Source organism: Streptomyces sp. NPDC044704 (assembly GCF_056433525.1).
The window spans coordinates 53,112-66,346 of record NZ_JBWKGY010000020.1 but is presented as its reverse complement, the minus strand read 5'-3'; the positions used below and the strand labels follow the sequence as shown (position 1 = coordinate 66,346).

At 75.8% G+C, this 13,235-nt stretch carries 10 protein-coding genes; 5 read left to right on the top strand and 5 right to left on the bottom strand.

What is annotated here, in order from left to right:
- The first annotated feature begins 62 nt into the window (after positions 1-62).
- From AC07B0_RS33235 to AC07B0_RS33225, 3 genes are all read left to right on the top strand, one after another.
- Positions 63-1,466, top strand: coding sequence for a uracil-xanthine permease family protein (locus tag AC07B0_RS33235; RefSeq protein ID WP_356876905.1), 1,404 nt, complete (start codon positions 63-65; stop codon positions 1,464-1,466).
- Positions 1,467-1,553: 87 nt separating this feature from the next.
- The gene (locus AC07B0_RS33230; protein ID WP_356876803.1) at positions 1,554-2,237 is read left to right on the top strand and encodes a DUF5995 family protein; all 684 of its coding nucleotides are present in this window, start codon (positions 1,554-1,556) and stop codon (positions 2,235-2,237) included.
- Positions 2,238-2,293: 56 nt separating this feature from the next.
- Positions 2,294-2,899 (top strand): hypothetical protein, encoded by a 606-nt coding sequence (locus AC07B0_RS33225; protein ID WP_356876801.1) that lies wholly within the window; start codon positions 2,294-2,296, stop codon positions 2,897-2,899.
- A gap of 92 nt (positions 2,900-2,991) precedes the next feature.
- Here the strand turns inward: AC07B0_RS33225 and AC07B0_RS33220 are convergent, their stop codons facing one another.
- The 4 genes from AC07B0_RS33220 to AC07B0_RS33205 all read right to left on the bottom strand — a co-directional run bounded on the left by AC07B0_RS33220 (position 2,992) and on the right by AC07B0_RS33205 (position 7,128).
- Positions 2,992-4,689 (bottom strand): flavin monoamine oxidase family protein, encoded by a 1,698-nt coding sequence (locus AC07B0_RS33220; RefSeq protein ID WP_467298544.1) that lies wholly within the window; start codon positions 4,687-4,689, stop codon positions 2,992-2,994.
- Positions 4,690-4,740: 51 nt separating this feature from the next.
- Positions 4,741-5,544, bottom strand: coding sequence for a carbon-nitrogen hydrolase family protein (locus AC07B0_RS33215; RefSeq protein WP_356876797.1), 804 nt, complete (start codon positions 5,542-5,544; stop codon positions 4,741-4,743).
- Between the two features lie 211 nt (positions 5,545-5,755).
- Entirely contained in the window at positions 5,756-6,385 is a 630-nt protein-coding gene (locus AC07B0_RS33210; protein WP_478899708.1) for a glutathione S-transferase family protein, read from the bottom strand.
- Positions 6,386-6,999: 614 nt separating this feature from the next.
- Complete coding sequence (locus AC07B0_RS33205; RefSeq protein WP_356876793.1) at positions 7,000-7,128, bottom strand: hypothetical protein; 129 nt, start codon at positions 7,126-7,128, stop codon at positions 7,000-7,002.
- A gap of 150 nt (positions 7,129-7,278) precedes the next feature.
- On the opposite strand from AC07B0_RS33205, the gene AC07B0_RS33200 reads away from it, so the two are divergent.
- Together AC07B0_RS33200 and AC07B0_RS33195 are read left to right on the top strand one after the other, a co-directional pair.
- Entirely contained in the window at positions 7,279-8,040 is a 762-nt protein-coding gene (locus AC07B0_RS33200) for a GNAT family N-acetyltransferase (protein WP_478899706.1), read from the top strand.
- 256 nt (positions 8,041-8,296) lie between these two features.
- Positions 8,297-8,590: a WhiB family transcriptional regulator gene (locus AC07B0_RS33195; RefSeq protein WP_356876789.1), complete on the top strand. Its 294-nt coding sequence runs from the start codon at positions 8,297-8,299 to the stop codon at positions 8,588-8,590.
- On the opposite strand, the gene AC07B0_RS33190 is transcribed toward AC07B0_RS33195, so the two are convergent.
- Positions 8,591-13,198 carry a hypothetical protein gene (locus tag AC07B0_RS33190; RefSeq protein WP_478899704.1) on the bottom strand — a complete coding sequence of 1,536 codons (4,608 nt, stop codon included), beginning with the start codon at positions 13,196-13,198 and terminating at the stop codon, positions 8,591-8,593.
- Positions 13,199-13,235 lie beyond the last annotated feature (37 nt).

The following is a 13,235-nucleotide window of genomic DNA, read 5'->3' as shown; positions in this document are numbered from 1 at the left end:
CGCGGCGAATGCGGCAGGCCGCCAGGATGCTTGACGGGCCGTTGGAACGGAAGTGGTGGAACATGGGCTTCGGCGTGCGCTGGACCCTGCACGGAGACGGGCGGACCCCCGCTCCCGGCGCGGTGGTACGGCCGGACGAGCGGCTGTCGTGGCCGCGCACCGCCGGGCTCGGCGCCCAGCACGTCGTCGCGATGTTCGGCGCGAGCTTCGTCGCCCCGGTCCTGATGGGCCTGGATCCCAACCTGGCCATCATGATGTCCGGCATCGCGACGGTCATCTTCCTCCTCGCGACGCGCGGCCGGGTCCCCTCCTACCTGGGCTGTTCCCTGTCCTTCGTGGGTGTCGCGGCGGCGATCCGGGCGGGCGGCGGGGACAGCGCCGTCGTCACCGGCGCGGTGTTCGTGGTCGGCGTCGCCCTGTTCCTCGCGGGTCTGGCCGTGCAGCGGTTCGGCGCCCGGATCATCCACGCGGCGATGCCGCCCGTGGTGACGGGCGCGGTCGTGATGCTGATCGGCTTCAACCTGGCGCCGGTCACGGCCTCGACGTACTGGCCGCAGGACCAGTGGACGGCGCTGCTGACCATGCTGTTCACCGGGCTCGCGGTGGTGTGCCTGCGCGGCTTCTGGTCGCGCATCGCGATCTTCCTGGGCCTGATCTTCGGGTACGCGATCTCCTGGCTCTTCGACCTCGTCTTCGGGAAGATCCACTCGACGACCGGCGGGCCCGAGGCCGTCGACCACTGGCGCCTGGACCTGTCCGGGGTCGGCAAGGCCGACTGGATCGGGCTGCCGTCCTTCCACGCGCCGGCCTTCGAATGGTCGGCGATCCTGATCGCGCTGCCCGTCGTGATCGCCCTCATCGCGGAGAACGCCGGGCACATCAAGGCCGTCGGCGAGATGACCGGCGACCCGCTCGACGACAAGCTCGGCACCGCGATCGCGGCGGACGGCGCCGCGTCGATGCTGTCCACGGCGGTCGGCGGCCCGCCGAACACCACGTACTCCGAGAACATCGGCGTCATGGCGGCCACCCGCGTCTACTCCACCGCGGCCTACTGGGCGGCGGCGGGCTTCGCGCTGCTCTTCGGCCTGTGCCCCAAGTTCGGCGCGGTCGTCGCCGCGATCCCGGGCGGGGTGCTGGGCGGGATCACCGTGATCCTGTACGGCATGATCGGCCTGCTCGGCGCGCAGATCTGGATCAGCGGACGCGTGGACCTGCGCAACCCCCTGAACCTGGTGCCGGCCGCGGCGGGCATCATCATCGGCGTCGGCGGGGTCACCCTCCAGATCACCGACAGCTTCGAACTGGGCGGCATCGCCCTCGGCACCATCGTGGTGATCACCGGCTACCACGCCCTGCGGTACTTCGCCCCGGCCCACCTCAAGACGCAGGAACCGCTGCTGGACTCGGGCACCTCGGAGTACGACGCGAAGACCGGCCCGGACGGCGACGACAAGCGGGGTTGACGCGGTTCCGCCGGAGTTTCGCCCGAACCGGGGAAGCCTGCGGCCAAGTTCCCCGCACCGCCCGTCCGGGCTGCGACGCTGCCTGACATGGAAGCGGTACTCGCGCGGATGCGCGCCCTCGACGAGCGGCTCCCCGCACAGGACGGCGTCGCCGTCTTCAACCGGGTGTACCTGACGGTGACGCAGACGCTGCACCACCGGATCGAGCACGGCGGGTTCCCCGCGCCCCGGACCGCGCGGACCCTGAGCGTGCGGTTCGCCGAGCGCTACCTGACGGCGGTGGAGGCGGACCGGGCACCGGCCTGCTGGCGGCCGCTGCTCCAGTACCGCCGCCACCCGGGGGTGCGTCCGCTCCAGCACGCGCTGGCCGGGATCAACGCGCACATCGGCCACGACCTGGCGCTGGCCGTGGTGTCGACCTGCCGGGCCCTGGACTGCGCTCCGGCGGCCCTGGAGGCCGACTTCGACCGGGTCGGGGACACGCTGGTGGCCCTGGAGGAACAGATCCGGGACGAGCTGATGCCGGGCCCGGACCTCCTGGAGATCGCCGACCCGCTGACGCACCTGCTCGGCTCCTGGAGCCTGGAACGCGCCCGCGACGGGGCCTGGTCCGCCGCCCGGCTGCTGTGGACGCTGCGCCGCGCCCCCGAACTGGCGGAGGAGTTCACCGAGTCCCTCGACGCCGGCGTCGGCCTGGTGGGCCGCTGCCTGCTGACGCCGACCGCCCCGAAACCCCGTGCCGCCCTCGCCTTCGCGCCCCTGGTGCCGTGACCGTAAAGGTCCGCCTGGTCGCGACGCCCGGCACGGCACGGCACTAACCTGACGCGGTGACCAGCTTCGCGACGCACCGCCGACGGGTGCACGACACCGGGCTCCCGCCGTACCGGCGGCTGTCGGCGCTGCGCACCTGCCTGACGGAGTTCGCCCCGTACGGGCTGCGCGCCACCTTCCACCACCTGCGCGGCAGCGCCGGCATCCCCCGGGACCCGGCGGACGACCCGGACGCCCTGGTGCGGGCGGTGGAGGAGCTGCACGCGGCCCGGGAGGTCTGGCTGCCGGGCATCCTGGACTGGCAGGAGCGGCGCCGGGCGCAGAAGCGGGCGGGGGTGCGCCGGCCGGTGCCGCCGCAGCCGCAGGCGTGGGTGCCGTGCCCGAACCTGGAGTTCCATCCGCTGGGCCCGCTGCCCGCGGTGGTCCCGGCGATCCTGCGGGCGCGGACGTACGCCGGTCCGGGCTGCCCGGTCTGCGAGGCCGACCACGGCGGCGTGCGGTGGAGCGACGGCTACGGCGTGTACCGCCTGTGCGCCCACTGCGGGGTGGCCTCCGACCGGACTCCGGCGGAGCGGGACGTCCCCCTGCGCATCGCCCGCGCCGTGCGCTGGAAGGCCGTGTGGCACGGCGACGACGCGGGCGGTGCCGGCGGCGGCCCCTGACCCGGTCCCGATCCGGTCGGGGAATGGGAACGGGCCGCCCCCCGCGCTGTTCGCGCGGGGGCGGCCCGTTGTCGTGGGGGCTCCGGGGACGGTCAGTCCTCGGGGAGCTCGACCGGGGCGATGTCGTCGTAGACGTCGCCCGGGCCCGGGTTGGTGGCGTCGGTGGAGCCGCCGAGGTGGTGCATGACGCCCCAGACGGCGTTGAGGGCGGTCTGGACGGCGCCCTCGGCCCAGCCGGCCGTCCAGGAGATGTCGTCGCCCGCGAGGAAGATGCCGCGCTTGTCCTCGGGGAGGCGGTCCTGCATGAAGTGGGTGAACAGGCGCCGCTGGTAGCGGTAGTGGCCCGGGAGGTTGGCCTTGAACGCGCCCATGAAGTAGGGCTCGTTCTCCCAGGACACGGTGACGGGGTTGCCGATGACGTGGCGGCGGATGTCGACCTTGGGGTAGATCTCGCCGAGGGACTTCAGCATGACCTCCATCCGCTCGTTCGCGGACAGCGGCAGCCACTTCAGGCTGTCGTCGCACCAGGTGTACGAGAGGCAGATGACGGCCGGCTTGTCCGGGCCGTTGTCCAGCAGGTAGGTGCCGCGGGTCATGCGGTCCGTGAGGGTCATCGACATGACGTCGCGGCCCGTCTCCTCGTCCTTGTCGAGCCAGAAGGGGCGGTCGACGGGGACGAAGAGCTTGCTGGACTCCATGTAGTGGGTGCGCTCGATCGCCGTCCAGTGGTCGATCGGGAACAGCGTGTCGTCACAGGCGATCTTGGACAGCAGCATCCAGGACTGGGCGGTGAAGATCGCGGCGCGGTACGTGCGGATGTCGCCGGAGGCGTCCGTGACCGTGATGCGGTTGCCCGCGGTGCGGTGCAGGCGGGTGACGGCGGGGCGCGGGGTGCCGTCGTGCAGGGTGGACAGGGAGGTGCCCTGGGCCCAGTGGACGATCTTCTCGGGCTCGCGCTCCCACAGGCGCAGCGGCAGCTGCTGCGAGCCGCCGACGATGCCGCGGTGGTGGTCGTCGGCCTCGGTGTAGACGACGCGGAGGATCTCCAGGATGGAGTTCGGGAAGTCGGTGTCCCAGCCGCCGGTGCCGAAACCGACCTGGCCGAAGATCTCGCGCTTGCGGAAGGACTGGAAGGCCTCGGACTTGCAGAGGAACCCGTAGAAGGTCTCGTCGTCGAGCTTCTCGACGAGCTTCGCCCAGATCTCGCGGATGCGCGGGACGTCCCGCTCGCGCATCGCGGTGTTCATGTCGGAGAAGTCGGCGCCCTCGTCGAGGCAGGCGTTCCACGCGGCGGACACGTCGCGGTAGACCTGCGGGAGGTCGGCGATGGTCTCGGCGTAGTGGGTCTCGCCCTTGAGGTCGACGACCGTCGAGGGGGTGGCCTCGGCGAGCGGGTTCGGGAACGGCTCGGTGACGAGGCCGACGAGGTCGATGTAGTGCTGGAGGGCCGTGGAGGACGGCGGGAAGCGCATGGCGCCCATCTCCGCGGTCAGTTCCTCGGTGCCGGCGCCCTCGAAGCCGACGGTGCGCAGGCGGCCGCCGATCTGGTCGGCTTCGTAGACGACGGGCTTGAGGCCCATCTTCATCAGCTCGTAGGCGGAGATGATGCCGGACAGTCCGCCGCCGATGACCGCGACCTCGGTGCCGTGCTCGGTCGCCGGTATCTGGCCCAGGCCCGCGGGGTGGGCGAGGAAGTCGTCGTAGGCGTACGGGAAGTCCGGCCCGAACATGGTGATCGGGGGCTGTCCGTCGCTGTGCGGGACGGCGGTGGTGGGCACCGTGGACGTCATGGGGGTACGTCTCCTTGCGGGCGGGGCAGGCGGGGCGGGGGGAAGTGGGTCTCAGACGAGGGAGGCGTAGAGCCCCGGGCGGCGGTCGCGCAGGTACGGGTTGGTCTCGCGCGAGGCGGTCAGCAGCTCGGGGTCGGCCTCGCCGAACACCAGCTCCTCGCCGCGGCCGGCCCGGGTCCGGGTGACCCCGTCGGGGCTCGCCAGGCAGCTGAGTCCGACGAACTCGAACTCGCCTTCCGGGCCGGTGCGGTTGACGTACGCGATGTACATCTGGTTCTCGAAGGCCCTGACGGGGACCAGCTGTTCGGCGACGAACTGGAACGGGTGCATCTGCGCGGTCGGAACCAGGAGGAGGTCGGTTCCGGCGAGCGCGTGCGCCCGGACGTTCTCGGGGAACTCCACGTCGTAGCAGATCATGATGCCGACGCGGAGGCCGTTCAGGTCCGCCTGGACGACGGGGGCGTCGCCGGGGGTGAAGGCGGCCTGCTCGAAGGAGCCGAAGAGGTGGGTCTTGCGGTAGTTCGCGAGTGCGGTCCCGTCGGGGCCGATGAGCTGCGCCGCGTTGTAGACCGCCCCGTCCGCCGCCCGCTCCGGGTAGCCGTACAGGACGGCGGTCCCGTGGCGGCGGGCGATCTCGCCGATGGCGACGGCGGACGGGCCGTCGGCGGCTTCGGCGAGGCCGGGGACGTCCTGGAGGTCCAGCGCGTAGCCGGTCAGGAACATCTCCGAGGTCACGAGGAGCCCGGCCCCGCCCTGTGCGGCGCGCGCCGCGGCCTCGTCGAGCTGCTTGAGGTTCTCGGCGGTGTCGCCGAGCCGTCCGGAGCTCTGGAGGAGGGCGGTGCGCAGCGGGGGCATGGGCGTACCTCTGTGGCAGGTGGGGAGGGGGTCGTAAAACGGTACGTTCGGACGTTCGACCGCGACAAGCCGTGAGCGTTGCGCTGGCCGCATCGATTCGTTGCGCGTTCGGCGGCTTGTGCGGTGATTCGTTGCGCGGTGTGTCCTACGACGCGTCGTGCGGCCCCCGCCCGGGTCCCGGCCGGACCCCGGGCCCTTTGGCCGGGCGGCGTCAGGCGGCCGTGCCGAAGGCCGGGTGGGCGCGCAGGCGCCGTACGTACGCCCGGGTCCGCGGGCCCGCGCCGGGCAGGACGGCGGGGTCGAGGAGGGCGACCCACAGGTCCACGTCGGCGAGGGTCGGCCGGTCCCCCAGAGCGTACGGCCGTACGGCCAGCCAGCGCTCCAGGAGGTCCAGGGCGGCGGCGCGGGCGGTCTGCGGCGCGGCCTCGTCGAGCAGGGCCCGCACGGCCCCGGCGAGGCGGGCGGGGAGCGGCGGGCTCAGGTCGGGGCGGCCGGCGAGGCGGACGGCGAGGTCGTCGAGGATGTCGGGGGCGTGGTTGCTGACGACGCGGCCGCTCCAGGTGTCGCACAGGGCGGGTACGGCCAGGGCGCCGTCGTAGTGGTGCCCGGCGGCCTCGTAGGCCCGGCGCAGGGCGGCGTGGGTGGCGGGCGGGCCGAGCAGGGTGGAGCCGACCGAGCCGGTCAGGCCCAGCAGGGCGAGGGCGGTCTCCACGCGCAGGGAGCGCGGACAGCCGGTGGACAGGTAGAGGTGGTAGCGGTGCGGGGCCGGGGAGAACCCGGCGCCGATCCGTCCGCGCGGGGCGGGCACGGAGGCGGTGCGGGGCATGAGCATCGGAACCATGACGACTCTCCTGTGTCCCTTCCCCCGGCGGGGTCGGGACGGGTCGGGCCGGGCCCCGGCCCGGGGTGCGCGGGCGGGGCTCGGCCGGGGGCCGGTCTGGGCGGGGCGGGGCTGTCCGGTCGGGAGGCGCCCGCGTGGCGGGGCTTGGCGCCGGCGGGTCTGGGTGGGGCGGTGCCGGCCCCGCCCGGCGTCGGCCCCGCCCGGCCGGGGCGCGGGGCGGAGCCGGGCGGGCAGAACCGGGTCGGGGGCGGGCGGACCGGCCCGCTCCGAGCGGGCGGGCTGGCTGGCTGGCTGGCTGGCTGGCTGGGGGCGGACCGGGTCGGGGGCGGGTCGGATCCGGGCAGAGCGGGTCGGGGGCGGGCGGAGCGGACCGCTCCGGGGCTGGCTGGATGCGGGCAGGGCTGGCCGAGGGCGGGAGCGGATGCCACCGGTCCCGTCCGCAGGGGCGGGACGGGCCGCTCGGACCTGGTGCGGTCCGGGGGCGGGCGTCTGTGGCGGGGGTGGACCCCCGCCGCACGGGGGACCGGGGCCCGGCCCGGCCGCGCGCGTGGGCGCCCCGGCCCCGTTCGGGGCTGCGGGACGGTGCGGCGGAGCCGGGGGGCGGGGTGGTCCGGTCAGGCGCGCGGGGCGGCGAAGGAGCTGCAGACGCGGAGGAGGTCGATGTGCAGGCGCCGGGTCAGCCACCAGCGCCGCGGGGTCCGCGCCCCCGCGCCGGGTGTGCCGGTCGTCTCCACCGCTCGCATGTCACCTGCTCCTCGGGGCCCGGGCATAACCTGCCCGCGACGGACGCTGACGGCAACGGCCGTCCCCCGCAGTCTCGTGGCGCCGTGCGGGGGCCGTCAAGAAGGCGGTCGCACCGGCCTCGAACCCCGATGGAAGGATTCCGGTACCAGATGTCCACCGACAACTCGGCTGCCCCGCTGGACAATCCGGTGTGGGCGGCGCTGACCGGCCCGCACCGGCCGTTCGCCCAGTTCTCCCGGTCCGGCGGCGCGGCGGACACGGCCGGCGCGACCGGCGGGGGCGGCGCCCTGGCCGCGCGCTACCTGCCGGACGCGAACCCCTTCGCCGCGCTCTCGGACCCGGACGACCCCCGCTCCTGGGCGGCGCTCGCCGCCCTGGCCGGGCCCGGCGAGGTCGTGTGGCTGACCGGGCTGCCCACCCCGCCGCCGGGCTGGGAGACGGTGGCGTCGATACCCGGCGTGCAGCTCGACGGGCGGGCGGTGCGCGCCGCACCGGAGCCCGAGGCGGTGCGGCTCGGGCCGGCCGACGTCCCGGAGATGCTGGAGCTGGTCCGGCTGACCGAGCCCGGACCGTTCCTGCCGCGGACCGTCGAGCTCGGCACGTACCTCGGGATCCGGCACGGGGGCCGGCTCGTGGCGATGGCCGGGGAGCGCATGCGGCCGCCCGGCTGGGCGGAGATCAGCGCGGTGTGCACGCACCCGGGGCACCGGGGCCGGGGGCTGGCGGGGCGGCTGGTCCGGGCGGTGGCCGCCGTCGTGCGGGAGCGCGGGGACAGCCCCTTCCTGCACGCGGCCGCGGCCAACACCGGCGCCGTCCGGCTGTACGAGTCGATGGGCTTCGTCCTGCGCCGCGAGCCGGTCTTCATCGGGCTGCGCACACCGGCCGCGCCCGGTGCGGAAACGAAGGCTTAACACGGCCTTCATTGAGTGCCGCGAGGGCCTGGCATAACGTCGGCCGGGACGGGAGCGCGGGCGGCGGGCGAGTGGTCGGGGCGGTGAACACCCAGCAGGTCAGAGGCTGTTCACCTGTCCGCCCCGCTCCCGTCCTCGGTGTTCCCGGCCGGCCCCGGCGCGGTCGGTCCGGCGTCCCGGCACGGGGGCGGACGGCGGGTTTCAGTGGGCTCCCAGCGGTCACACGCGGGAGGACAACCCACGGAAAGGAACTGCCATGACCGACGTCCACCGGCTGCCCGGATCCGCGCACCACCACTGGGACTGGCAGTCCCGCGCCGCCTGCCGGGGCCTGGGGTCCGGCCCCTTCTTCCACCCCGCGGGCGAGCGGGGGGAGGAGCGCGACGAACGGGACGAGGCCGCGAAGCGGGTCTGCGCGGGCTGCCCGGTACGGGCGGCCTGCCTGGACCACGCGCTGCGCACCCGCGAGCCGTTCGGGGTGTGGGGCGGGCTGACGGAGGAGGAGCGCCGGGCCATGCTCGGCTCCTCCTCCCGCCCCGCACTGGTGTAGCTACCGCGAGGACCGGGCCCGGTCCCAGGCGCGGGCGAACAGTTCGTGCGGGGGCAGCGGCGGCAGCAGCCGCAGGAGGGGCGCGTGCAGGGTCTTCAGCGAGGCCGAGGCCTGGTGGTCGGCCAGTTTGGCGCTCTCCAGCGGGAGGTGCGGGGCCTTGAGCTCCGTCCACTCCCCCGGCGGGAAGACCGTGCGGCCCGCACGGGCCCGTTTGCCGGCCAGGACCGCTCCGGCCGCCAGCAGCTCCGCCTGGGCCGACTTGTGCCGGGCGGCCGTCCAGCCGTTCCAGCGGCGGACGTTGCGGTCGGTGGGCCGGGCGAGGGCCAGCAGCTGGAGGTACAGGGCCGCGGCGTCCGCGCCGACGCGCAGGGCGCGGGAGACCTCTTCGACCAGGTCGGGGGCGCCGAGGGCCGGGTCGTTCTCGTACCGGCCCGGGGGCACGGGTGTGGCGGCCGCGCGGTCGGCGAGCCGGCCGAGGCCGTCGAGGAGCGTCCGGATCCCGTGCAGGCCCGTGAGCAGCCAGGGCCGCTCGACGGCGGCGGCCAGCCGTTCCGCCCGCTCCAGGCGTGCCGGTTCGGCCAGGGCGGCGGGCCGCAGGAAGGTGTCGCCGGAGGGGACGGCGACCACGAACAGGCCGTCGTCGACGGCGGTGGAGACCTCGGTGACCTTCTCCCAGAGCGGCTGGGGGCAGGGCAGCACCGGGCCCCCGTACGGGGTGAACAGCGGGTCGGCCGCGGCCGACCGGGCCAGGTCCTGGAACTGCCCGAGGGGGATCAGCGCGCCCGGGCCGTCGAGCTGGGCGCGCAGTGACCGGTACAGGGCGAGGGCGCCGGTGGCGGCCGGGTCGCCGACGGGCCGCTCGGTGAGGGCCCAGGCGATCACGGAGGCGGCCGTGCGGTGGGCGGGCCCGGTGGAGCGGACCTCCCGCCCGGCGGAGCCGTCCGGGCCGGCGTGGTGCAGGCCGAGGCCGCCGAGGCGGTCGCCGACGAGGACGAGGCCGGCTTCGCCGAAGGGCTCGTCGTCGGGGGCGCGGCCGGCGGGGAGGCTGCGGGCCCATCCGTCGGCCAGGCCCAGCTCCGCGTCGAGGGCGGCGGCGAGCTCCTCGTCGGCGTGCTCCTCGGCGCCCAGCAGCCCGGTCCAGGCCGCGGCCATCCGCCCGGCCGCGGCTTCCGTGCCGCCCGGTTCCCACAGTTCGGCCGGGTCCTCGGGCAGCCCCGCCGCGAGGACCGCGCGCCGGCCGGTGTCGCCGAGGCGGCGGCACAGCTCGTCGTACTGCTCGACGAGCGGCTTCTTGACCTTGTACGGGGCCCCGCCGAGCAGGGCGAGGTGTTCGCCGTAGTGGTCGCGGCCGGGGAAGCCGGCGAGGACCAGGGCCGCGACGGGGCCGCGGACCCCGGTCAGGCGGGCGAAGGCGTCCGTCGCGGCGGGCGGTACCGGCAGCGGGCCCCGGGTGGCGAGGAGCTCCAGGAGCCGGGGCAGGCGGGTGGTGTCGTCCTCGGTGACGGTGCGGGTCCGGCAGGCTTCGGCGCCTTCCGGCGCGGGGTCGGCGGCCGGCTGGAGGAACCACGCGAGGCCTTCGCGGACGGTGCCGGAGGCCAGGACGTGCCCGGCGGCGCGGTGGGTGGCCAGGGCCCCGGCGCCGGCCCGGCCGGTGCGCCAGGTACGGCCGGCTTCGGCGAAGGGCTGGCCGCTCCAGGTCTCCAGCAGGGCGGCGAGGGCCTCCCGCTCCCCGTCGGGGGTGGTGGCGACGGCGGCCCGCCAGGCGGCGGCCCCGATCCCGCCGACGAGCACCTCCCAGTCGGCGGGGGCGGCGGGCCGGGCGAGGACGCGGGTCTCGTCGTCGATCTCCCCGCGCAGGTGGCGGCCGTCCGCGGCGACGGCGGTGAGGAGCGCGGGCTGCGGCTGGGGCACCGGGGCGTGGTGGCGGCGGTGCTCGGCGAGCAGCCCGTACAGGGCGGGGGCGAGGACGGTGTCGGGGGCCTCGGTGCGCAGCGTGACGGCGGGCTCGGCCCGCAGCAGGGCGACGCGGCGGGACAGCGCGCGGCGGCGGCGCAGGACGTCGGCGGCGAGGCGGGCGGCGCGGGCGACGCCTTCGGCGACGCGGGCTTCGAGGGGGCCGGGCAGGGCGGGCGCCGGGTCGTGGGCGAGGGCGGCGTCGAGGAGGGCCCGTACGGCAGTGTCCTCGACGGCGCGCAGGGTCTTGGAGGAGGCTTCGTCGCGCGGGGTGAGGAAGTGCCAGAAGGCGGGCGGCGGGACGGGTCCGGCGGCGTCGCCGAAGCCGGGGGTGCGGCGCCGGTCGGAGCCGGGGAAGCCCTGGACCTGCCAGAGCAGCGAGTTGTCCTCGGCGGCGTGGGCGCGGACGGTCTCCTGCCCGGCCAGTACGGCGTCCTCCCCGCCCTGCGGCATGCGTACGACGGCCCAGGGCCTGCGGCCGAGGCGCCGGCTGCGGTAGGAGGCGGTGCGGCCGTCGACGCCTTCGAGGAGGAACTCCCTCGGGGAGGGGCCCGGGTAGGGGGTGCGGTTGAGGACGCGGAAGCCGACGAGGCGGCCGTCCTGTCCGAGGGGGGAGGCGGGGGCGTCGGGGGGCAGCGCGGCGAGGGTCTGGACGTCGCCGAAGAGTTCGGTGCCGGGCGGGAGGGCGGCCGCGGTGTGGAAGGCGGGCGGGGTGCGGTCGGCGGTCCGGGCTCCGGTGGCGGGGTCGACGTGGGTCCAGGCGCCCCAGCGGCAGAAGGTGTCGGCGCTCCAGAAGTGGTGGCCGTCGCTCATCTGGACCTCGTGGGAGCCGATGCCGCCGCGCTCGCCGGGGCGCAGGACGCGTACGCCGTCGTGGCGGCCGGCGCCGTCGGGGGTGGCGAACTGGTAGCCGAGGCCGCCCTGGATCATGCCTCCGTAGCGGCGCAGGCCGAGCTTCTGCTCCGGCTCGAAGACCTCGTCGGGGCGGTCGGCCCAGAAGGCGTGCTCGCCGAAGCTGCCCTTGGGGGTGGTGCTCCAGCTGACGAGGAACTGTCCGCCGACGTGGTGCACGGTGTGCGAGGTGGCGTCGTCGGGGAGGTCGAAGGCGCAGCGGCCGCGGGGGCCGGCGTGGTCGACGGTGACGGCCCGGCCGGGACCGTAGACGGTCAGGAGGGGCCAGGTGCTCGTGACTCCGGTGACCCGGTCGGGGCCGCCGAGTTCCGCGACGGCGTCCTCCAGGGCGGGCCAGGCCCATTCCTCGGGCAGTCCGGCCCGCAGGGCGCGCGCGAGGGGGCCGGTCAGGTCCAGGGCGGCGAGGGCTTCGTCGATGCCGTCGAGGGCGCGGGCGGTGGGCCGGTCCAGGAGGGTGTCCAGCTCGTCCACGGCTTCGTCGGCGGCGGCCAGCCCGCCGCCGCGCAGGGCAGCGAGGAGACCGTCGACGCGGCCGTGGACCTCGGCGGTGATGCCGGGGTTCTCGGGGAGGCGGGTGATGGCCGTGCCGGCGGTGCGCAGCCCGGCGTGGACGGTGCCTTCCAGCCGGGGTCCGAAACGCGGGTCGGCGGCGAGGGCCTTGAGGTCGCGGCGCTGCCCGCCCTGCCCGTGGTGGAACTCCAGGGCGACGGCGACGCCGGGGTCCTCGACGGGGAGGCCTTCGGCGAGGCAGGCGTCCAGCAGGTCGGCGTCCAGGCCGGGCCACCGGTAGCGGTCCTCGTGGAGGCGCAGCGGGGTGGCGGCGGCGCGGAGCCTGGGTGCTAGGCGGGCCAGCAGGGCGAAGAGTTCGGGGGGCATCGGCTGGCGGGTGACGCCGCCGCCGGCGACGGGGCGGTGGGAGTAGCGGCGGGTGAACGCGGCGAACCAGCCGGCGAGACCGTCCTGCGGGGTGATCCGGCCGTCGGTCGCGGCGTCGGCGGCGCCGCAGGCCAGCAGGAGCCGCAGCCATGCGGAGGCGTCGCCCCGGGTCTCGGGGAACAGGTCGAGGAGCAGGGCGTTGACCTCGTCGGCCGGGGGGTGGGCGGCGAACAGGTCCCGGGCGGCGTCGAGGAGCCGGTCGGGGACGTCCTTGCCGCGGGCGGCGCCCAGGACGAGGCCGAGGACCCGGGCTTCCTCTGCGGGGTCCAGTCCGGCTCCGCGCGCGGAGAGGCGGACGCGGCGGGCCAGGTCGGCGGGGAGTCCGGCGGGCGAGGCGGCCCAGGCGGTGAGGACGCGTACGTACGCCTCGTGGGCGGCGGGGCCGTCGAGGGCGCCGGCGAGCCAGGCCTGGTGGCCGCTCAGCTCGGTGGCGGGCAGGGCTCCGGCGCGGGCGAAGACCAGGAGGTTGGCGCGGTGCCAGTCGGGGTCCACGGGCAGCCGGTGGGTGCGTTCGGCCTTGCGGGCCAGGGCGTAGGCGCGGGCGGCGGAGCGCGGGTGCCATCCGATGAGCTTGTGGCCGACGGTGTCCCAGAACCAGGGCAGGTGGGCGGGGTCCAGGTTCCGCACGCGCCGCTCCAGGCCGTCGACGAACCGGCCGGGCTTGTCGTGGGCGGTGTGGATGCCGCCGCGGACCTCGTCGAGCAGCGCGGCGGCGGCCGCTCCGGCGGCGGGATCGTACGCGCGGGCCCAGTCGGTGTAGACGACCGAGGCGTGCGGATCGGACGGCAGCGGGATCTGGATCTTCATGCCGCCGATCCTCACACGCCCGTGTGACGGCCCCTTC